Annotated in this window: 18 protein-coding genes; 4 read left to right on the forward strand and 14 right to left on the reverse strand. The window is 44.0% G+C overall.

Features of this window, described 5'->3' with window-relative positions:
- Positions 1–18: 18 nt before the first annotated feature.
- From AB5Z01_RS10620 to leuC, 9 genes are all read right to left on the reverse strand, one after another.
- Positions 19–1,173 carry an AI-2E family transporter gene (locus tag AB5Z01_RS10620; RefSeq protein WP_046440086.1) on the reverse strand — a complete coding sequence of 385 codons (1,155 nt, stop codon included), beginning with the start codon at positions 1,171–1,173 and terminating at the stop codon, positions 19–21.
- A 57-nt stretch (positions 1,174–1,230) separates the two neighbouring features.
- On the reverse strand, positions 1,231–1,809 hold the full coding sequence (locus AB5Z01_RS10625) for a hypothetical protein (protein ID WP_046440089.1): 579 nt from the start codon (positions 1,807–1,809) through the stop codon (positions 1,231–1,233).
- 26 nt (positions 1,810–1,835) lie between these two features.
- Positions 1,836–3,527 (reverse strand): biosynthetic-type acetolactate synthase large subunit, encoded by a 1,692-nt coding sequence (ilvB, locus tag AB5Z01_RS10630; RefSeq protein ID WP_287214428.1) that lies wholly within the window; start codon positions 3,525–3,527, stop codon positions 1,836–1,838.
- Between the two features lie 65 nt (positions 3,528–3,592).
- Positions 3,593–4,558, reverse strand: coding sequence for a PP2C family serine/threonine-protein phosphatase (locus tag AB5Z01_RS10635; RefSeq protein ID WP_022288463.1), 966 nt, complete (start codon positions 4,556–4,558; stop codon positions 3,593–3,595).
- Positions 4,559–4,592: 34 nt separating this feature from the next.
- Positions 4,593–5,675: a 3-isopropylmalate dehydrogenase gene (leuB, locus tag AB5Z01_RS10640; RefSeq protein WP_287214426.1), complete on the reverse strand. Its 1,083-nt coding sequence runs from the start codon at positions 5,673–5,675 to the stop codon at positions 4,593–4,595.
- A gap of 1 nt (position 5,676) precedes the next feature.
- Positions 5,677–6,351: a hypothetical protein gene (locus AB5Z01_RS10645; protein ID WP_368365528.1), complete on the reverse strand. Its 675-nt coding sequence runs from the start codon at positions 6,349–6,351 to the stop codon at positions 5,677–5,679.
- A 73-nt stretch (positions 6,352–6,424) separates the two neighbouring features.
- The gene (gene leuD, locus AB5Z01_RS10650) at positions 6,425–6,904 is read right to left on the reverse strand and encodes a 3-isopropylmalate dehydratase small subunit (RefSeq protein ID WP_022288466.1); all 480 of its coding nucleotides are present in this window, start codon (positions 6,902–6,904) and stop codon (positions 6,425–6,427) included.
- Between the two features lie 27 nt (positions 6,905–6,931).
- Positions 6,932–7,321 (reverse strand): hypothetical protein, encoded by a 390-nt coding sequence (locus AB5Z01_RS10655; protein WP_022288467.1) that lies wholly within the window; start codon positions 7,319–7,321, stop codon positions 6,932–6,934.
- A 91-nt stretch (positions 7,322–7,412) separates the two neighbouring features.
- Positions 7,413–8,675 carry a 3-isopropylmalate dehydratase large subunit gene (leuC, locus tag AB5Z01_RS10660; protein ID WP_368365529.1) on the reverse strand — a complete coding sequence of 421 codons (1,263 nt, stop codon included), beginning with the start codon at positions 8,673–8,675 and terminating at the stop codon, positions 7,413–7,415.
- Positions 8,676–9,037: 362 nt separating this feature from the next.
- Here leuC and AB5Z01_RS10665 point away from each other — a divergent pair, with 362 nt between their 5' ends.
- A complete protein-coding gene (locus AB5Z01_RS10665) occupies positions 9,038–9,211 on the forward strand; it encodes a hypothetical protein (RefSeq protein ID WP_022288469.1) in 174 nt (57 codons plus the stop codon).
- A 50-nt stretch (positions 9,212–9,261) separates the two neighbouring features.
- Here the strand turns inward: AB5Z01_RS10665 and AB5Z01_RS10670 are convergent, their stop codons facing one another.
- Complete coding sequence (locus tag AB5Z01_RS10670; protein WP_368365530.1) at positions 9,262–11,040, reverse strand: SH3 domain-containing protein; 1,779 nt, start codon at positions 11,038–11,040, stop codon at positions 9,262–9,264.
- Between the two features lie 462 nt (positions 11,041–11,502).
- Between AB5Z01_RS10670 and AB5Z01_RS10675 the strand changes: the two genes are divergently transcribed.
- Positions 11,503–13,059, forward strand: coding sequence for a cohesin domain-containing protein (locus tag AB5Z01_RS10675; protein WP_287214418.1), 1,557 nt, complete (start codon positions 11,503–11,505; stop codon positions 13,057–13,059).
- A gap of 99 nt (positions 13,060–13,158) precedes the next feature.
- On the opposite strand, the gene AB5Z01_RS10680 is transcribed toward AB5Z01_RS10675, so the two are convergent.
- The gene (locus AB5Z01_RS10680) at positions 13,159–14,931 is read right to left on the reverse strand and encodes a helix-turn-helix transcriptional regulator (protein ID WP_287214416.1); all 1,773 of its coding nucleotides are present in this window, start codon (positions 14,929–14,931) and stop codon (positions 13,159–13,161) included.
- 254 nt (positions 14,932–15,185) lie between these two features.
- On the opposite strand from AB5Z01_RS10680, the gene AB5Z01_RS10685 reads away from it, so the two are divergent.
- Positions 15,186–16,481, forward strand: coding sequence for an InlB B-repeat-containing protein (locus AB5Z01_RS10685; protein WP_287214414.1), 1,296 nt, complete (start codon positions 15,186–15,188; stop codon positions 16,479–16,481).
- A 39-nt stretch (positions 16,482–16,520) separates the two neighbouring features.
- Positions 16,521–17,705, forward strand: coding sequence for a hypothetical protein (locus AB5Z01_RS10690; RefSeq protein WP_287214412.1), 1,185 nt, complete (start codon positions 16,521–16,523; stop codon positions 17,703–17,705).
- A 67-nt stretch (positions 17,706–17,772) separates the two neighbouring features.
- Here AB5Z01_RS10690 and AB5Z01_RS10695 read toward each other — a convergent pair whose 3' ends face one another.
- Genes AB5Z01_RS10695 through AB5Z01_RS10705 form a run of 3 tightly spaced genes read right to left on the reverse strand, consistent with a single transcriptional unit; the run spans position 17,773 to position 20,058 of the window.
- Complete coding sequence (locus tag AB5Z01_RS10695; RefSeq protein WP_287214410.1) at positions 17,773–18,645, reverse strand: DegV family protein; 873 nt, start codon at positions 18,643–18,645, stop codon at positions 17,773–17,775.
- A 27-nt stretch (positions 18,646–18,672) separates the two neighbouring features.
- The gene (locus tag AB5Z01_RS10700) at positions 18,673–19,179 is read right to left on the reverse strand and encodes a tRNA (cytidine(34)-2'-O)-methyltransferase (protein WP_195388088.1); all 507 of its coding nucleotides are present in this window, start codon (positions 19,177–19,179) and stop codon (positions 18,673–18,675) included.
- A gap of 21 nt (positions 19,180–19,200) precedes the next feature.
- Positions 19,201–20,058, reverse strand: a complete 858-nt coding sequence (locus tag AB5Z01_RS10705) for a pyridoxamine kinase (RefSeq protein ID WP_038670828.1) — start codon at positions 20,056–20,058, stop codon at positions 19,201–19,203.
- Positions 20,059–20,359: the final 301 nt, after the last annotated feature.

Below are 20,359 nucleotides of genomic sequence, written 5' to 3' on the forward strand. Positions count from 1 at the left end.
TTTTGACGGATTATTTTATTATGATATGTCCTCCACCTTGACAGCTCTCTTTTCATTTCTGTAGTTGACTACCTCTCCAAAAGTGCAGTATATAACAGAGAACACAGGAACAGCAATGAACATTCCGAATATGCCAAAGAGGTTTCCGCCTATGGTGATAGCGAAAAGTGTCCATAGTGACGGCAGACCAACCGAGTTTCCTACCACCTTTGGATAGATAAGATTGCCCTCAATAGCCTGAATAATGAACATGAACAACAAAAACAGCACAGCCTGCTTGAAATCCGTCACGCATATAAGCAGGAAGCCCACCACATAACCAAGAAAAGCTCCCACAATAGGGATAAGTGCAGTGCAGGCAACGAGTATGGCAATAAGCACCGCATTCGGGAAGCGGAAGATAGCCATACCAATACCGCAAAGTGAGCCGAGGATAATTGCTTCCGTGGTCTGACCCACAAGAAAGTTCGCAAAAGTGTCGATAGAGCGACGGCATATACGGCTTATGCGGTCGGTGATACGATTGCTGAGAAAAGCACAGCTTATGCGCTTGCACAGGTCTTTGAGCCGCTCTTTTGCGGCAAGCATATAGACCGCAAAGCAGATTCCCAAGAAGAAGTTCACAAGACCTGAGAAAAGATCTGTCACAAAGCTTACTGTTGAACTGAGTGTGTTCAAGATCACAACGCCGTCTTTCAGCCAGCTTGTAACCTTATCGATAATATCAGCAGTGCTTATATTCATTCTGTCAAGCCACCCTGCTATCTCGGGGGAATTGTTGAGTTTGTTGGAAATATTTGAAATAAGCACAGGGATATCGTCTGAAAGCTGAGAGAAAGTCTTTATGAGTGCAGGGATAATAAGCCAGCACACAAGTGCCACAACGCCTAGACAAAGCAGAAAGGTCAGCACTATCGAGCATGGTCTTTTCAGCGTTTCCACAGTTTTGGCATATTTCTCTTTTTTAGGCTTCTTAAAAAGCCTCTTTTCAATGCCTGACATTGGCACATTCAGGATAAATGCGATTATACAGCCAAATATAACAGGCTTCAAGACCCCGATCATTACGCCCAGAAGTCTAAAAAACTTATCATAGTTGGTCAATCCCCAAAAAAGCACTACGCCAAGAACCACAAGGGCTGCATTTTCTTTGAATTTTTTTGTGAATTTCATTAGTTTCTCCTTACAAAAACGAGCTGTACAGCCTTTGCCGTACAGCTCTCAAATCTCTTAGAAATTAGTGTTAAGGCTGAGATACTGTCCGCTCTGATAGAGATAGATCAGATATACCACAGACGCATAGATAGTCACAACAGCGACTATCAGTGATGTAATTGCAGCGAGAATGTTCAGTATCGGGATAAATGCCACAACAAGGCACACTGCCATGACAATAAGGCAGGTCTTGTTTACATTCCACACATGGTCGCCCTTGTTTGCAAGCCCGTAGTTCTTCACGTCCCTGAGCAGTTCGCCTGTTGATTTGCAGATATAGTAAAGCACCGCTATGTTCATTACATTGCCAGCAAAACTCAGAACATTTGATATCGCAGTATTGTCAATAAACGTGTCAACTATTGAAAAGATAAGATCAGCCACTGTGAAAACAAGAGCTGTCTGATAACCATTATGGTCTTTTGAAGCTTCAAGTATTCCCCATACGTTGAAAATAGTTGCGGCTACGGTACAAGTCATCAAAAGAAGTGCGCCTATCCCCGGTATAAAAGCAAGCGGAACTCCTATAACACCTATGATCTTTGCCAGAAACACCTTTTTGATACCGCTTGCGGCATTTGGATATTTTACCATTTTATTACCCCCTATATTTCGATTTCTTAATCAAGTTCGATATTCATTATCGGCTGTGAAACGTCTGCGCCGGCAGGTACCATTGGAAGAACGTTTATATCCTTGTTGATGATAACGTCCACAAGGCAAGGCTTACCGCATTTGAGTGCCTTTTCAAGCATTGGCTTTATCTCGGATTTCTTTGTTATCCTTATGCCCTCAACGCCAAATGCGTCGGCAAGCTTCATAAGGTCTGTTCCTCTTTCAATGTTAGTCTGAGAAAATCTCTTGCCGTAGAAAAGTCTTTGCCACTGTCTTACCATTCCGAGAACGTCGTTCTCGAAAACAAGCTCAACAAGCGGTATCTTATGCTTTGCAAGTGAAGAAAGCTCGTTGCAGTTCATGAAGAAGCTTCCGTCGCCTGCGATGTTTACTACTGTTCTGTCAGGGTTGCCCACTTTTGCGCCCATTCCTGCGCCAAAGCCGTAGCCCATTGTACCAAGTCCGCCGCTTGAAGCAAAGCTTCTTGGACACTTGAAGTTATAATACTGTGCAGCCCACATCTGGTGCTGACCGACTTCTGTGGAGATGATAGCCTTGCCGTCTGTAAGTCTGTCAAGCTCTTCGATAACGTCCTGCGGAAGCACCTCGTCCTCGCTCTCGATAGGCACCATTCTCAGGGCATACTGCTTTTTCCAATCCATAACAGTATTCATCCAAGCCTCGTGCTTCATATCAGGAAGCAGCTCGCAAAGCTTTGCAAGGATATACTTAACGTCTCCAGTAACATGGCTGTAAACGTCGATATTCTTGCCTATCTCGGCAGGGTCTATATCAATATGTATGATTTTCTTATCCTTTGCAAATGTCTTAGCGTTGCAAAGAACTCTGTCGGAAAATCTCGAGCCAAGAACTATCATAAGGTCACATTCGCTGAGCGTCATAGCGGCTGTCTTTGTGCCATGCATACCAAGCATACCGATATAGCAGTCCTTAGTATTGTCAAGTGCGCACTGACCCATAAGTGACAATGAAACAGGTGCGTCCACTTTTCTTACGAACTCAGCCATTTCTTCTGTTGCGTCAGCAGAAACAACTCCGCCGCCTGCGTAGATAAAAGGCTTCTCAGCATTCTTTATAAGCTCTGCCGCAGCAGCTATCTCCTCGTTTATGCCTTCAGGATTGTGATTTACTACCTTCTTAGGCTCTTTCTTCTCATAGACCATAAGTGCGCCTGTGATATCCTTTGGTATATCTATAAGAACAGGACCCTTTCTGCCCTCGTTTGCAATATAGAAAGCTTCTCTGATAATGTCAGCAAGCTCCGCAGGGTCTTTCACAATGTAGTTATGCTTTGTGATAGGCATTGTTATCCCGCAGATATCTACCTCCTGAAAAGAGTCAAGACCAAGCAGATCTCTTGTTACGTTTCCTGTGATAGCCACCATAGGGATAGAATCCATATAAGCTGTGGCGATACCTGTTACAAGGTTCGTAGCACCTGGACCTGAAGTTGCGATAACAACGCCCGTTCTGCCTGTTGTTCTTGAATATCCGTCAGCCGCATGGCAGGCAGCCTGCTCATGGGCGGTGATAACATGGTGTATCTTATCTGAATATTTATACAGCGAGTCATATATGTTTAGAACTGCTCCGCCCGGATAGCCGAACACTGTATCGACGCCCTGCTCCAGCAAACATTCAATTATAACGTCTGAGCCACATAACTCTTTCAACATTTTTTATTTCCTCCAAATTACAAAATACATCTAAGATCATAAAAATATATCAATATATGATTATACTATATCTGCTTTAAAAAGTCAATACTTTCATTCATTTGGCTCATAAGCTCGTCCACCGTATCAGAGAAAAGCTTTGCCTGCTCGTCAGGCTTCTTTTCCTCTACAGCTTCCGCCTTTTCAGGCTTCTTACTTTCAAGCATATCCTGCACGCTCACTGTCTTTTCCACAGCTTTTTTTGCTGTGAGCGTTTTAAGCTCATGATCATCAAGATAAGGCTTTATGCCCACAACGGAAACATTGTCAGTTCCGCCGTTTGTGAGAGCAAGCTCCATTATAGCGCCTAGCTTTTCAGAAACAGAAAGGTCAAGACCAAGCCCCACCACCATTTCTTCCTCAGAAACGTAATCCGACACGCCGTCTGACACTATGATTATCATATCGTCAGGTTCTTTGCCAAAATCAGCCACCAATGGTGTTTGTGCCACATCAGGTTCATTGAGAGTGCTGCCGATAGAAGATATTATGGCATTCTGATACTGTGGCTCAAGCTCTGACACATCTTCTATCCTGCCATGCTCATACATATATCGTGCATAGGATTGGTCAACAGATATCTGCCTGATAGTGCCGTTCACATAGCGGTACATTCTGCTGTCGCCAACGTTTATGCACATAGCTCTGCTTTCCTCGTCCACTGCAAGGCAACACAGGGTGGTCTGCATATTTGCAGCGTTTTCAGCCCTTACGCCCTGCTTTTTTATTTTGTTGTGAACATCGATAAGCGTTCTTTTCATATCCACCCCTGAATTATATTCAAGAATGGAAAGATGCCTTAAACAAAGCTCCGAGGCGACCTCTCCTGCATTTTCTCCACCAACGCCGTCGCAAACGGCTGCAATAAAAGGAGCAGCGACAGTTGATTCATAGCTGCCGCTGTTGATGACCTCGTGGTCTATTAAAATGCAGTCCTCATTCTGTTCACGGTAATTTCCCTTGTCTGTTATTCCGAAAATATAATAATACATTTATTATCACCGTCTGAAAACTGGTATCGTGCTGTTATATCATATCTGCAACAAGACTGCCCATTTCCTTACAGCCAACGAGCTTCATGCCCTCTGACATGATATCACCTGTTCTGTAGCCTGCTTCAAGGACTTTCTTGACAGCATTGTCGATAGCGTCTGCTTCCTTATCCATATCGAAAGAAAATCTCAGAAGCATTGAAGCTGAAAGGATAGTTGCGATAGGGTTAGCCTTATCCTGTCCTGCGATATCAGGTGCAGAGCCGTGGCTAGGCTCATACATACCGAACTTTGTGTCATTCAGTGAAGCGGAAGCCAGCATACCAAGTGAGCCTGATATCATAGCGGCTTCGTCTGAAAGGATATCACCGAACATATTCTCTGTAAGGATAACGTCAAACTGCTTAGGATCTCTTACAAGCTGCATTGCGCAGTTGTCAACGAGCATATGCTCAAGCTCGACTTCTGGATAATCCTTAGCTACCTCGTTTACTACCTTTCTCCAAAGTCTTGAAGAATCAAGAACGTTAGCCTTATCAACGCTTGTAACTTTCTTTTTTCTCTTCATGGCGATGTCAAAGCCACGGATAGCAATTCTTCTTATCTCGTTCTCGTTATATGTAAGAGTATCAACGGCAGTTTCAACGCCGTCAACATTCTCTGTCTTTCTCGCACCAAAATACAGACCGCCTGTAAGCTCTCTCATTATCATCATGTCGAAGCCGCCACCGATTATGTCATCTTTAAGCGGGCAAGCTTCTCTAAGCTCAGGATAAAGATTTGCAGGACGCAGGTTAGCGAACAGACCAAGCTCTTTTCTTATTTTCAGGAGTCCGGCTTCAGGTCTGAGGTTCGGAGCAAGCTTATACCATGGTGAAGTGGAAGTATTTCCGCCAATAGAGCCAAGCAGAACTGCGTCTGAGTTCTTTGCTATCTCGACAGCCTCGTCTGTAAGCGGAACGCCATATTTATCTATAGAACAGCCGCCCATAAGGATATCAGTATAAACAAACTTATGACCGAACTTTTCAGCAACCTTGTCGAGGACCTTCTGTGCTTCTGTTACTATTTCAGGGCCTATCCCGTCACCCTTTATAACTGTTATTTTCTTTTCCATGTTATTTTTCCTCCTCAGAATTTAAAGTCGAAACGCTTATCTCGCAGGAATAGCTCTGCTTTTCGGCTGTCATGAACAAAATGCCTGTATAGACCGAACACTCGCCGTCAATAAGCTTCTTTTTGCAATAATCGTCAGCAGCCATGCCTTTGAGCTGATACTGCATATAACTGTCCGCCGTATCAGTGCCGTCAAAGTTCACCTGACTATAGTCTATCTCCTCGCCGTCCATATAATATGACCAGTAGTAAGACAAACCATCAGAGCCTTTGACCTTTATGCTGTTGGGTGAAACAGTGCTGTCTATGCTTGCTTCGTCTATATTCGCCCAAAGTCCGTTGAAAGTGGAGAATCCAGCACCATTTATCTCAGGCTTATTGCAGGCAAAGGTCTTTGTTGTAACGCCTTTTTTATCGGTTTTTTCGTCCTTTTCCACAAGCACTATACTGCTGTTTGAAGCAGTTTCCCTTGCAAAACTGCCGCCAAGCTTTCTGTTTATCTCTGCAGAGTTTAGGGTCAGGTCTATCTTGCTGCCGTCCACCATTACCATAAAAGGCAGAAAATCCTTGCTGCTGTATTCAAATTTATTACTGCTCTCCTCTTTTTTCGAGCAGCCTGCGCTGCACACCAGCATTACCCCTGCTGCAAGTGCCGCAAATAGCTTTTTAGCTATCATAGCTTCACCCCTTCATAGAAACAGTTCAAGGGCGACCTCTTTTGAGAGATCCCCCTTAAAGCTTCAAAATATCTTATTTAAGTGAGTTAAGAAGACCATTGCTGTTGATGATATTGATAAGAAACTCAGGGAATGACTGACCCTGATAGGTCTCATTCTTGGTCTTGTTTGTGATAACGCCACTGTCGAAATCTATCTCCACCTCGTCACCGTTATCTATCTTCTCGGCAGCTTCCTCGCACTCAATGATAGGAAGTCCGATATTTATAGCGTTTCTGTAGAATATTCTTGCGAATGTCTTTGCTATAACGCAGGATATTCCGCTCGCCTTGATAGCAGCAGGCGCATGCTCTCTTGATGAACCGCAGCCAAAATTGCTCTTTGCTACCATTATATCGCCCTTCTGAACGTTCTTTGCAAAGTCAACGTCAATATCCTCCATGCAGTGCTGTGCAAGCTCCTGCATATCAGGTGTGTTGAGGTATCTTGCAGGGATAATAACGTCTGTGTCTACGTTATCCCCGTATTTATGTACTTTTCCGCAAGCTTTCATTATGAAAACCCCTTTCGTCAAACTTTATCAGCCCTGCTTGAACTCTGACGAATGGAATATATTTTCTCCTATCGCCTGTTTTCTAAGCTCTTCATATATCTTTTCAAGATACGGGCCGTCTATAGTATCCTTGTTTCTTGTAATAAAATAGCAGATCTTTACCTTGTGGAACATTCCCTCTTTAACGAGAGCATACACAGGTGTACCCCCGATATTGGAGGTATAAAAGGTATTGAAGCCCTTCTTGTCAATAAGAGCCTGCGTCATTTCCACGGTAAATGTATTTTTGTCATGGAGTTCCTGAATGATCTCGTCAGCCTTCTCCTCACGCTGATAGTCATTTAGTGAAGTTCCGTACTTCTTTGTAACAATACTAAGAAGTATATCGGAGAATATTTCCCTAAGATAATTTTTCATCTGTTCTCGCTCCCAAGTCGTATATGCGATCATGCCGCATATCAATTATTCCCCCAACGCAAGATCTGTCAGCTGATTTTCTCCCCGAATATCACATAACTTCCGACGGCTGTGAGATCTTGCCTGTCACAGCTGAAGCGGCGGCAACGTAAGGTGAAGCCAGATAAACCTCTGATTCTGGGTGACCCATACGTCCCACGAAATTTCTGTTTGTTGTTGCAACGGCTCTTTCGCCCTTTGCAAGAATACCCATATGTCCGCCAAGACATGGACCGCAGGTAGGTGTAGAAACCGCACAGCCTGCATTTATGAATATCTCCAGCAGACCCTCTTTCATGGCCTGCATATATACCTTCTGTGTGGCAGGGATAACGATACATCTAACGTTCTTTGCCACCTTTTTGCCGTCAAGTATCTCAGCGGCACATCTCAGATCCTCTATCTTGCCGTTCGTACATGAACCGATAACGACCTGATCTATCTTCACCTCAGGGATATCGTCAAATGTTCTTGCGTTCTCAGGCAGATGCGGGAAAGCGACTGTAGGCTTTATCTGGCTGAGGTCAATAGTGTATTCAGCCTCATACTCAGCGTCATCATCAGCCTTGTATATCTTATACTCTCTGTCTACCTTATCCTTGATGTAATCAAGTGTAATATCGTCAACTGCAAATATGCCGTTCTTAGCACCTGCTTCGATAGCCATGTTAGCCATGCAAAGCCTGTCCTCCATGGAAAGGTTTTTCAGACCCTCGCCTGAAAATTCCATAGACTTGTAAAGTGCGCCGTCAACGCCTATCATGCCAATTATATGAAGTATAACGTCCTTAGCGGCACTATACTTTGGAAGCTTGCCTACGATATTGAACTTGATAGCGGCAGGGACTTTGAACCAAGTCTTTCCCTTTGCCATGCCTGCGCACATATCTGTTGAGCCGATACCTGTTGAGAATGCGCCAAGTGCGCCGTATGTACAAGTATGTGAGTCAGCACCGATAACGCAGTCGCCTGGAGCGACAAGTCCTTTTTCAGGAAGCAGAGCGTGTTCAATGCCCATATCGCCAACGTCGAAATAATTCTTTATGTCATACTTTGAAGCAAAATCACGGCAGGTCTTGCACTGTGTAGCGGATTTGATATCCTTGTTAGGTGCAAAGTGATCCATGACCATTGTGACCTTATTCTTATCGAAAACATCTGTAAAGCCCGCTTTATTGAACTCGTTGATAGCCACAGGGGACGTAACGTCGTTGCCGAGAACCAGGTCAAGGTTCGCCATTATAAGCTGACCTGCCTTGACTTCGTCAAGACCTGCGTGGGCTGCCAGAATTTTCTGAGTCATTGTCATACCCATTTAATATTACTCCTTACTATCAGATCTCAGAGTTTACCAAGATCCTTTATTTTTTATACCCATTTATTATACCACTATTTTGATGTTAATGCAAATACATATTTATTATATATCTATGAATAATATTTATACTAAACGTTTGAGATATGAACATATCTCTTTTACTTTTACATATAAATTGCAAAAATTTTAATCACATTTTATACAATAGCACTAAACATCAACTGAAAAATCTTTCACAACACCACAAAATACGAACATTCACGGGAAAATACCGTCAACCCTCTTGACTTCATTTGCATGGCATAGCTGTTCTCTTACTGCGAAAAATAATATTACAAAGAAAAAAGGAGGAAACAGCAATGAAGATGAAGTCAATGATAACAGGCGTTTCAATGGCGATAGCCGCAGGAACAGTGGCTTATGCAGTCACAGAGGCGACATCAAGCGAAAAGAAAATGCTCAAAAGCCGCACAGGTCGTGCTATCAGAGCTATCGGTGACGTAATGGACGGCATTTCAATGATGATGAAATAGCCTCATGCAGGAGCGTACCATGGTGGTAACGCTCCTGTTTTTTTGCATTTTTAACTCTGACTTATCTTTTTCAGCAGAGTAAGAGCGTCGATAACATCGACCTTTCCATCACCGTTCATATCCGCACGCTTTAGCTGAGTGGAATCAAGCTGCGTCTTGCCTGCATTGTAACGCAGCATGAGCAAAGCGTCCACAACTGTCAGATACTTGTCACCATTCACATCTCCCTGCTGCAGGGTCTGTGAAGCGGCTTTTCTTGTTATTTTTATGGTGTATGTCCGTTTCACTCCGCTTGCCGCTGTGCAGGTGACCTTGACAGTGTTTTCGCCGGTTTTAAGGCTAACCTTGCCCTTTCCAGACACCTTTGCACTTTTGCCCAACGGATTTGCGTTCACAGTAACAGAAGATATCTCCGCATTGACTTTGGCGGTATAGCTTGTGGTGAACTTATCGAACTTTGGTGAAATGCTCGTGCCTGAAACGCTGAGAGATTTAAGATAATTGTTGTTATCTCCACTGCTTGTAGGCTTTGGGCAAAGTTTATCAGGCATATTGTTGTAAACAGGTATATTGAACTCCATTGCGCTGTTCAAAATATCCTGAGAATAGGCGTTTTTTAGGCTTATTGCTTCATTCGCCTGACCGAAAACACAGGTCATATACTGGTGGTAATAAAGCCCGTTTCCGCCGTCTACCATATCAAATTTTTGCAGATAAAGGGTGTCCTGACCCTTTGTTATGTAGCCTGTGCCTAAAAATATCGAGCCGCCCACTATGGACTTGTGCTGATTTGTCCAAGGAAGAAGATAGGTCGGATTAGTAGTTTTTGCATACTTACAGCCCATTTCTGCGGCTGTCATGGTGGAGGTCGCATAAGCCTGAATGTCAAAGAAGTTGAAATAATTCTCATAGCCTTTCACAGTACCAAGGGATTGCGGCGCACCATTTACGCCCTGCTCGTTCCTGCACCTTGAAGCAAGGTGATAAGGTGAAACGCCCGATTTCTTTGCAGCGTCCATAAAGGTCTGCGAATATGTATACTTTTTCTTTGTGTCAGGACAAGTGTAGCTTCCGCTCATAAAAGTATCTGCAAGAATAGTTTTTACACCGCTTTCCGTCTGATAAGAAGGATCATATGACTGATTTTCAAACATGAAAATGTATGTATCGTTGAGAAAATTTCTCGGATCCATATAATACATTATTATCTCTTTTGAAGCCGCCACCCACGAGCCGTCAAGCCCATACCAATAACCGCCGTTAAAATCATATGCACCCTTTTCCATTGACTTCCATGAAGCCAGTGCCGACGAGTGGACAAGGTTTCTGCCCACAACACATTCTTCCTTTAGCGCAGTGTTCCAATCCACGCCAAGCTTCTGAGCGGTAAATATCCACTTTGGGTGCTGTTCATGGAGCGTTCGCAGATATGGCTTATAACTTTCAGGAAAGCCCTGCTTTGTCATATAGCTCTCAAAATCAGCGTCAGAACTGCCCTGTGAACCGCTTGATGTTAGCTGAACATATGCCGCCGAAACATAGCCCGTCACGCTGCCGCACGATATCTTATACCATTTCGCACCGCTTGAGTCGGTGGTTTCGGAAAGTATAGTCAGGCTGTCGCCATAGCTTACTGTGCCTGTTTTAGAATAGCCTGTGCCTGCACCGCTGCGAACGTTCAGAACGTCTGCCGTACAGCTTCCCGTCATATTTGCCGCTGAAGCCGTCAAACACGAAGCCGCCATTGACGCTGCAATAGCAAATGACAGGATATATGAAATCATCTTTTTTATCAACTCGTTCACCTCAGAAGATATAGGCAATACCACAACAAGGCACGCCAATGTATAAGTCCTTATTTTTACACACATTAGTTTGTACATTTTTCTGTATCAAGTACAAAACTTCACCCTCATTATAGTACATTTCTCAGTGCTTTGTCAACAGTCTTTTTGATACATAAAAAATTTACATTTAGTAAAATGCAGCTTTCACTTAAAGGTTACAGATTTATTACAGCCTATTTAGTGGCTTTGCTGTTGATCGGTACATACATATTGTGACACAAATGCTCTCATTATAAATATATCCAAAAAAATATGCTTATTTTCGCTGTTTTGACTATTGACGTGCTACTTTATATTGTGATATAATCCTATTACGACAAAGGTAACAGAATTTGTAATATTTTATAATGAAATATTACAAATTAAAGACAAAACAATAGTAAACAAAATTAATCAAGAGCAAAATACTGACAGAAAAACACGATTTTGCAACGGAGGTATCAAATGAAAAAACTGAAAATAAACAAGATGGCGCTGTCGGTGGCAACAGCGTTTCTTATGCTCACGAGCATTGTTTCCACAGTGGCTAGTGCATCAGGCGGAAACGAGATAAAGCTCACAAGCGACAAGAACTTTGCACAGGCAGGCGACAGCATAAACGTAAAAGCAAGCCTTGAGCCTGATAAAACAGGCGTTGCAGGCTTCACTATAGACCTGCATTATGACCCGTCAAAGGTAACAGTATATGTGCCGACCGATGAGGAGAGCGAGAGTACATACAATGTGGGAAGCAAATTTTCTGTTATAACCAACTATGTTGCTTCATCAGGCACTATAAAAATAGTCGGTGCAAACCTTACAGGTTCTAACATAAAGGACAGCACAGACCTTGCCCTTGCGACTTTCAAGGTAAAGGACGGCGTAACAGGCAAGATAAACTATTGGGTAGAGGTTGAAACAATGGTGGCGGAAGCTGACGGTGGATACAAGTCAGTTTCATACTCAGCACCTACAGAGGGTTCACCGCTCACTGTCAGTGCAGGGGAAGAGATCACAACAACTCCTGCCACGACCACTACGACTGCTTCATCTAAGGCTGAAGCTACTACAACTACATCAAAGTCGACCACAACTACAACGACGACTACAGCAAAGACTACGACCAAGTCCGAAGCGACGACCACAACTAAGGCTAAGTCTGAAAAAGTTACAACAACTACAACAAAGCCTGTTGAAACCACCACAACGACTACAACAGCAAAGAGCGAAACTCAGACCACTACAACCTCAACATCTGCACAGCCCGAGTCCGAACCGCTTTTCACACACAAGCAGGGTGACGCTGACTTCAACAGCGAAACTTCCCTTCAGTTCGGCTTCAAGCTTTCTGACTACATAACAGACTATTCACAGCATTACAATGTAAAGGTCAACGTAAAGTCATCAGGCAACGCAAGCGGTGCAGTCGGTGCGTTGGTAGACGGAAGCTGGTCTGCACAGAGTACGAAGCTCACAGGCGGCGAGGAAGCACAGTGGATATACTCAGATCTTGACCCTTCAAGAACAAGTGACGAGGTTTTCGTACAGCTTTATTACTTAAAGGCAAATGCAGATTTTCAGATAGCTTCCGTGGAAGTAACACCTGTCAAGGAAGCAGTTGACACATCAGCCGTTACAAAGGTCACAGCGGCAGAACCAAAGCCTGCTGACGATACAACGACCACAACTACTACAACAGCAAGCACAGAGCCAAAGGCTGACGAAAACACACAGCCTGAAAGCACCACCACAACAGCAGCCGGACAGCCTGAAAATGTCGGTGCGGCTGTTACTACAGTAAGTGAGGACGACAGTTCGCAGGAGCTTACAGAATCACAGGCAACAGAAAAGATACAGCAGATAGTTGACGAGGCCTCATCGCAGGCTGACAGCTCAAAAGTAAATCCGTCAACAGGTGTTGAAATGACAAAGAACATTCTTACTGTCATTGCCGCAGGATATGTTATTTTTGCGATATTTGCAGTTATCTTCAACAGATTTGCCGCAAAGGACGAAGAATAATAACCGAATATATTTCTTTTGGCTATAAAAACGGACGTTTCCATCGGAAGCGTCCATTTTTTCGTCAGGAACACCAAGGGGATAGTGTGATCCTGCATTTTATTGATCTTCTATAACTGGCGGAATGAAATTCTCTAAGGCGCTGAGAAGCTTCGGGTGTCGTATAACAAAATGTATAGCAGGCGCGTTTCCCTTTGATATCATCGCCCACTGACCTTCATGGATCAGTATTTGCAAATTGCAGAAGGTCTGCCGCTTAGCATATTTAAGGCTATAGTTTTCATGTGTCTGCGCATAGCTTTCTGTGCTTTTTAAATGTGCAGAATAATCATCATAGCTGTAAAGAACATCACTGGCACAGAATACACCCGACAGGTCAAGGGCATGGGGACGTGTTTCAAATTCCTCTCGGGAAAGACAGCATATCTCGTCCTCTATGGTCATGGTTTCCAGTATGCTCTCAACTCGCTTTTTACGATCGCTGACATAAGCTTTTATATCTCTGCCCCGGCGGTCGTCAATGCCGTTTCTGTCAAGTATACTATTGAGCAGGTCATTATCCATAGTATAAACAGGCAGAGCAGATAAAATACTCCTGCGCCTGCCACGTCTGTGAGAGTCGGCAGTGAGAAAATCGCTGAAATCTTTTTCCCTGTCACTTCGGTATATCTCCATAAGCGGGCAGGCGTTTGAAAGCAGATCATTGGCACGTTTACGATAATATCCAAGCTCCTTTTTGGACTTGGTCAGATAATATCTGCCCTCGCTGTGAAAGCCTGCCACGGCTTCCCCTGAAAGAGCCGCCGCACCTGATACCTTCAGCAAATGCAGAAAAACATTATTCTGTACGTTTTTCAAATAGTAAGGCTCTATCTGCCCCGTCATATACATCGGTATCCAGCTTTCAAGACCAAGCATCATATCATCTAGGGAGCGGTCAAGATTATGTATCTGACAAAGGTGCAGTCCCTTTTTAAGCATCAGAGCCATACCGAACATCCACTTCTTCGGAAATTCAGGATCGTCAGCCATTTCCTTCATAGGCATATCACTGTACATTATCACAGGCTCATTAGAACGTGACAAGACCGTGGCTTTCAGAAAATCAAGCTCGCTTTCCATCATTTCCTTGATGCCAAAATAATTTTTTGACACAGGAAGCTGAAAAGGCAATGCAGGCACTTTCATTTCATCAAAATGTATCGCCTTTATGTATTCGTTCAGGTCAAACTCATCAAGCTTATCAAGAAACTTTTCAATGCCACCGCTTTTTATCTCTCTGCCACCGCTTTTTATCTCTCTGCTCTGTCTGGCATGATCGCTGAACAGCCATTTGCATATCACTTCATAACGCTGTGACATATCCTCTATATCACTTTCATTACAGCCCACAAGCTGTGCGACCGCTGATATCTCTGTGGGAGTTCTAAGCTCCCTTGCAGTAAAGCCTGCTATTGCGGCGACAAAGCGTTCAGGGTCGGCAGGCTTTCTTGTGCCGTTGCGTATACGGAAAACGGTGGAAACATCATAATTTATCTCCTTGCACATACGCTTGATGTTTATATCAAGAGCTGAGATAAGGGTATTGAAATTTTGCCGCATAGACTCTCTGTCGGCAGGTATGATGTCTTCACAGTCAAGAAAGGCTTTTTTTATGTTCTCCCTTGTCATATCGCCATAGCCATTTTCCCTTGCCACAGCCGCAAGAGCGTTGCAAAGCCCGTCAAACGCCACAGTGTCTATCTCAGGTATTCTCTCGCCGCTTCTGTATCTGCTAAATGTTGAGGGAGATATCCCTGACAACTCACAAAGCTCCTTTGCCGTGCAGGAAAGCTGTTCTATATAATTACCAAGCTGTTCGCAAAACTTCATTTTAACGATCCCTCCCGCTGTCATATGGTGTTATGTTAATTATATATCATATTTATCAAAAAAGGAAGTCCCCTGCGATATATAATTTCAGAATTGGCATATGACTATTATGAAATAAGCCACAAATTTATTCATAGATTTGTTATAATGTGATAAAGGATATCACATTAGGGAAAATACAAAGTAATGGAGGTGTGCTTATAGGATAATAACGAACATGAGAAAAAATATAATATCAAAAGGAGATGTATATTATGAAAAAACGATCACTGCAAGGGAGAATAACCGCTTTTATCCTTACCCTATGTTTGGCAGCACCACAAATGTCTATGTTGACATTTGCTGAAAATTCTACAGTCAGTAATGAAACGGAACTGAAGTCGGCATTGGAAAAAACGGAATTTGCAGAGATCAAGTTGGGCGGAAACATTGAGACCACCTGGGAACTAGATGTGGAGCGCACTGTGACTCTTGATCTCAACGGATATACCCTGAGCTGCAGCTCGACAGATGAGGATATAATTCGGGTGCGCAGCAGCGGAAACCTAACAGTAAAGGACAGCGGCACCAATGGCAAGATCGATGGGCAGAACAAGAACTGCGGATTTGAAGTCAAGGGCGGAACGCTTACTCTAGAGAGCGGCAGTATCGTGAATTGCACGGATGCCGACGGAGACGGCGGCGCAGTGGATGTATCCAACACTGGTGTAACGGAAACTCCGGTCAAGTACGGCAAGTTCGTTATGAACGGCGGTACTATTAAGGATTGCAAAGCAGGTGATGACGGCGCTGCTGTGGATATAGGCATGGGCTGCACATTTACAATGAACGATGGTACGATCAGCAACTGCAGAGCGGAGGACGACGGCGGTGCTGTATTTGTCAAGCAGGGCGGCTTCTTCGTGATGAACAGCGGAACGATTGAAAACTGTTCTGCATGCAATAATGGCGGTGCAGTGAACATATACGAAAATGGCAGCTTCACCATGACCGGCGGCACAATTAAGGACTGCAAGGTAGACTTGGGAGGTCTCGGCAATGCAGTATATGGCAAAAACAATACGGCGATCGTTGTCATTTCTGGAGGTACGATCGAGAACTGTGGTGTATTTCCATGGTCTTTTGATGAGTTCACAGTGACATTTGATTCAGACGGCGGAAGTGCAGTGTCAGAGCAAAAGGTATTGAATACTTCTGCAATCGAGCCAAATGAACCGAAGAGGAACGGCTATGATTTTGCCGGGTGGTATCTAAATGATGCAAAGTATACCTTTGATACCAAGATCACTGGGAATATTACTCTAAAAGCACATTGGACGCCTGCGGCAACTTTAAGCAGTATTAACATGATCGATATCGAAAACGTGAAGCTCGATTATCAGCCGGGCAATGCCCCGCAGGCATCGGCCAAGCGAACAGGCACTAATCAGGATAAATATGATATTCTCTTTGAGTGCTGGGGAAAGCAGGAAAAGGACGCCGACGACACCATGCACACGGTTGGCTACTGGTATTCTGATGAAAGCGTTTATTCGGACGACGATGTTTGATTCAATACCTTTGAAAAGGGCGCAAGGTATATATATTCCGTGAAACTTCAGGCAAAGGACGGCTATACCTTCGATCGCAATTTGAAAAATGAAAATGTTACACTGAATGGAGCAAGCCTGCCGTCTAGCGCGTGGGTCATGGTGATGGATGATGGGAATACCTGCCTCATTCAATATGGAACAGAGCTGCGACCCGGTCAGGCTGTTGAAGAGATCCGACTTTATGCCATTATCAACTTTAATGCCGGAGATAAACCGCTTTTCAGCACCGGTGTCATTGACCCTATCGTTGACACCGATCATCAGCGGTGGGACGCCAATGACGGCAGCGGTTATGGCATTACCTCCAGCGACTACTGGAATGAACGCTATAACGGTAAGCTCATTACGGAATTTGAAGCCGACAAAAGCTATACCTATGGCGTATATTTCAAGATTTCCGATTTGGGCATGGAAGAGGGCTACCGCTTCGATCAGAACACGAAGCTCTATATCAACGGCGAAGAAATCACCCTGACACCCGATCAGATCGATGTGGATGATAGCGGTGAAACCATTTGGTTCAGCAATGTATTGACCATGACGCCGTCCACCGTGAAAGTTATTGATGTGGTGGAGATCAACGACGCCACCATCAACTTCAAGAACGGCGACAAGCCAGTGTTTACAGGCAATGTGCCAGACGGCGCAAACTATGCGCTCCGAGCTGCGTGGTGGGAGCTTGACAGCAAGACCGGTCTGATCTCTACAGAGCCAGAGTGGGGAAGCGAAATTTATGAAAACAAGATCAGCGCTTTTGAAGCCGGAAAGACTTACTATTATGGTGTATATGTGACGGCTGTTGGTTTTGTTGAGAGTGAAAATACCTCTTACATATTCGGACCAGACACTAAGCTTAAGATAAACGGTGAATTTGTAAATTACAAACGCTATGAAAATGATACGAGCGACGGCTCTGACGGCACCTTGTGGGTCATCACTGACCTTACTATGACGCCAAAGGCAAATGATACAAGCTCTGACAGCAGCGATACAAACTCAGACAGCAAAGACACAAGTTCAAATAACAGTGGCACAAGCACAGACAGCAAGACCCCTGCCAAGAACAACGCAGGAAGCACAAACCCTAACACAGGCAATGACCTTGGCGGTATCCTCTTTACTATCCTTATCACAGGAAGCGGACTTGTAGTTGCAGGCAGAAGATCACGCAAAAACAAATAACAACATGAGCTGACAAAAGACGGGCGTTTCAAAGCGAAACGTCCGTCTTTTTATATCCATATCAAATTTACTTGTTCTGTGCCTTAAAGATAACGCCCGTCACCTTTGGACCTGCGTTTATTGCAATTGCCGCTCCTATCTGGAAACACTCCACAGGTGGATAGCCCACCTTCTTCGTCATAGCCTGTGCCATTTCGTCCCTGACGCTCTCGTCATTGCCGTAAACGATGCAGTAAGGTGTCTGCGGTATCATTTCCTTTACAGTCAGGTCAAGTATCTTTGGCACAATAGCCTTGTCGCCTCTTACCTTTGTTTCTGTAACGATAGCATGGTCATGTATCCTCATGATAGGTCTAAGACCCATTACCTCGCCCACAAAAGCAGCCGCAGACGGAATCCTTCCTGACTTTTTTGCATACTTGAGTGTATATGGTGCAAAGAAAATAACGCAGTTCTTTATCCAGTCCTTCATAAATGCCACGATATCAGCCGCAGGAACGTCCTTTGTGGCTTTCATTGCGCCCTGAACTACTGCATAGCCATAGGCTCCTGAGTAGCTCTCGCCGTCTATATTGTATATAGTGAACTTGCCCTTTGCCTCAGGGTGAGCGGAATAAAACTCCTCTGCCGCCATAACAGCGTTGTTGTATGTTGCCGAGCCTTTTGAGTTTATGGTAGTGTTTATAACATCAGTATAGCCCTCGCTGTAGAGCTTCTCAAAAGTTTCCTGATATTCAAAGGCTGTTATCTGCGATGTAACAGGTATGCCGTCAAAATCGTCAAGCATTTTGTAGAATTTCTCGTTGTCGAAATCTATCCTTGATGTGTAGCTGTCATCACCCATTGCCATCTTGAAATTCATTATCTGGATATCCAGCTTCTTTTCAAGCTCCTCAGTGATATCGCTCGCTGAGTCGGTAAGAAATTTTATTTTTGCCATAAATTCACCCTCCGTTTTTTATTTATTTTATTCGTCCCATGTATATTGCGTCAGCTTGCCCTCTCTGCCAAGGTCAGGATAATTCCACTGTCTTAACACCTCATAGCAGGCTATCGCCACTGAGTTTGACAGATTAAGGCTTCTGAGCGTTTTCCTCATTGGTATCCGCACACAGCTTTGGGGATTTTCATAAAGCAGTTTCTCAGGCAGCCCCTTGTCCTCTCTGCCGAAAATTATATACACTTCCCTATCTTGCGGATAATCCACATCTGAGTGTACCATTCTGCCCTTTGTGGTAAAGAAATAGAACTCGCCGCTGTTCTTAGAAAAAAAGTCATCAATATTATCATACTCGTATATTTCAAGCTTATCCCAGTAATCAAGCCCTGCACGCTTTAGTTTTTTGTCGCTTATCTCAAAGCCGTAAGGCTTCACAAGATGCAGTGCCGCACCTGTCACTGCACAAGTCCTTGAAATATTGCCTGTGTTCTGCGGTATCTGCGGCTCTACAAGCACGATATTAAGTCTGTTCATCTTCGGTAACACTTCCAGATATCACAAATTTGTATAGTCCCTAAGCTCCTGATAGCTTGTGAGCCAAGGGAGCTGACCCTCCAGCATAAGACCGTCTGTCCATGGGGTCTGGTAGCTGTATGTAGTCTTGACAGTAAGCTCTGTGAACGCTGTGGCTCTGTTCATTGCGATAGGCAGGCTGTCACCCTTGAGAAGTCCTCCAATAAGAACACTTGTGAACATATCTCCCGTTCCTGAATAGTGTGCAGGAACATAATCATTCTTTATTTTCCAAAAGCTGTTATTTTCTTTATCATAGCCCACAGTTGACATTCCGCCGTCTGCAAGATTTACGCTTGTGATAACAACGATCTTTGCGCCCTGCTTTGAAAGCCTTACAAGCCATGATTTTATCTCAGAGCTGCGCATTGAAGCCGTAGGATATTCCTCACCAAGAAGTATAGCCGCCTCTGTGAGGTTAGGCGTGATTATATCCGCCACCTTTACAAGCTCGACCATACGGCTGCAAAGCTCCTTTGTGTAGGTCTTATATGCCTTTCCGCCGTCACCCATAACAGGGTCTACGACCTTCAGGGCGTCAGGAAAAGCCTCGAAAAACTCAAGGCAGTGGTCTATCTGCTCGCTTGAAGCTAGGAACCCGCTGTACACACAGTCAAATTTCATATCCATTTTTTTATAGTGTTCCAATGCAGGCTTCATAAAGTCTGTAAGATCTCTCATAACAAACTCGCTGTAGCCGGTGTGTGCCGAAAGAACAGCCGTAGGCACAGGACACACCTGAATGCCCATAGCGGAAAGCACAGGTATCACAACTGTTAGCGAACACCGGCCAAGACCCGATATATCCTGAATGGAAACAACCTTTTTACAACCCTGCATAATAAAACCCTCTTAAAAAATACTCATAAATATTATTATAACATATCCATCAGGATTTTTCAATAGCCCATGGCTTGCCGGCAATATTTTTTTCACTATATTTTTCATATTGTTCATATCAATATAATATGATTTATGTGCTCTATGAAAAGCAACAAAAAAGCGCCATTTTTCGCACTTTTTAGGCTAGCACCTACAAAATTCATCATGATAATTTGTACAAATTTGTAGGTTTGTCAATCATATTGGACACTATTATTAAGAAATTCGATAGGCGAAAACCATTTGAGGGGACGCATAG

Origin of the sequence: Ruminococcus sp. RTP21359st1_H3_RTP21359_211015, from assembly GCF_040909065.1 — a bacterium.
GTDB lineage: Bacteria > Bacillota > Clostridia > Oscillospirales > Ruminococcaceae > Hominimerdicola > Hominimerdicola aceti.

Excerpts from the sequence above, each read along its gene's own strand:
- leuC (WP_368365529.1), bottom strand. The coding sequence starts at position 8,675 with ATGGGTATGACAATGACTCAGAAAATTCTGGCAGCCCACGCAGGTCTT.
- AB5Z01_RS10700 (WP_195388088.1), bottom strand. The coding sequence starts at position 19,179 with ATGAACAGACTTAATATCGTGCTTGTAGAGCCGCAGATACCGCAGAAC.
- AB5Z01_RS10655 (WP_022288467.1), bottom strand. The coding sequence starts at position 7,321 with ATGAAAAATTATCTTAGGGAAATATTCTCCGATATACTTCTTAGTATT.
- leuD (WP_022288466.1), bottom strand. The coding sequence starts at position 6,904 with ATGAAAGCTTGCGGAAAAGTACATAAATACGGGGATAACGTAGACACA.
- leuB (WP_287214426.1), bottom strand. The coding sequence starts at position 5,675 with ATGGAAAAGAAAATAACAGTTATAAAGGGTGACGGGATAGGCCCTGAA.
- AB5Z01_RS10705 (WP_038670828.1), bottom strand. The coding sequence starts at position 20,058 with ATGCAGGGTTGTAAAAAGGTTGTTTCCATTCAGGATATATCGGGTCTT.
- AB5Z01_RS10645 (WP_368365528.1), bottom strand. The coding sequence starts at position 6,351 with ATGATAGCTAAAAAGCTATTTGCGGCACTTGCAGCAGGGGTAATGCTG.
- AB5Z01_RS10625 (WP_046440089.1), bottom strand. The coding sequence starts at position 1,809 with ATGGTAAAATATCCAAATGCCGCAAGCGGTATCAAAAAGGTGTTTCTG.
- AB5Z01_RS10620 (WP_046440086.1), bottom strand. The coding sequence starts at position 1,173 with ATGAAATTCACAAAAAAATTCAAAGAAAATGCAGCCCTTGTGGTTCTT.
- ilvB (WP_287214428.1), bottom strand. The coding sequence starts at position 3,527 with ATGTTGAAAGAGTTATGTGGCTCAGACGTTATAATTGAATGTTTGCTG.
- AB5Z01_RS10695 (WP_287214410.1), bottom strand. The coding sequence starts at position 18,645 with ATGGCAAAAATAAAATTTCTTACCGACTCAGCGAGCGATATCACTGAG.
- AB5Z01_RS10685 (WP_287214414.1), top strand. The coding sequence starts at position 15,186 with ATGAAAAAACGATCACTGCAAGGGAGAATAACCGCTTTTATCCTTACC.
- AB5Z01_RS10635 (WP_022288463.1), bottom strand. The coding sequence starts at position 4,558 with ATGTATTATTATATTTTCGGAATAACAGACAAGGGAAATTACCGTGAA.
- AB5Z01_RS10680 (WP_287214416.1), bottom strand. The coding sequence starts at position 14,931 with ATGAAGTTTTGCGAACAGCTTGGTAATTATATAGAACAGCTTTCCTGC.
- AB5Z01_RS10675 (WP_287214418.1), top strand. The coding sequence starts at position 11,503 with ATGAAAAAACTGAAAATAAACAAGATGGCGCTGTCGGTGGCAACAGCG.
- AB5Z01_RS10665 (WP_022288469.1), top strand. The coding sequence starts at position 9,038 with ATGAAGATGAAGTCAATGATAACAGGCGTTTCAATGGCGATAGCCGCA.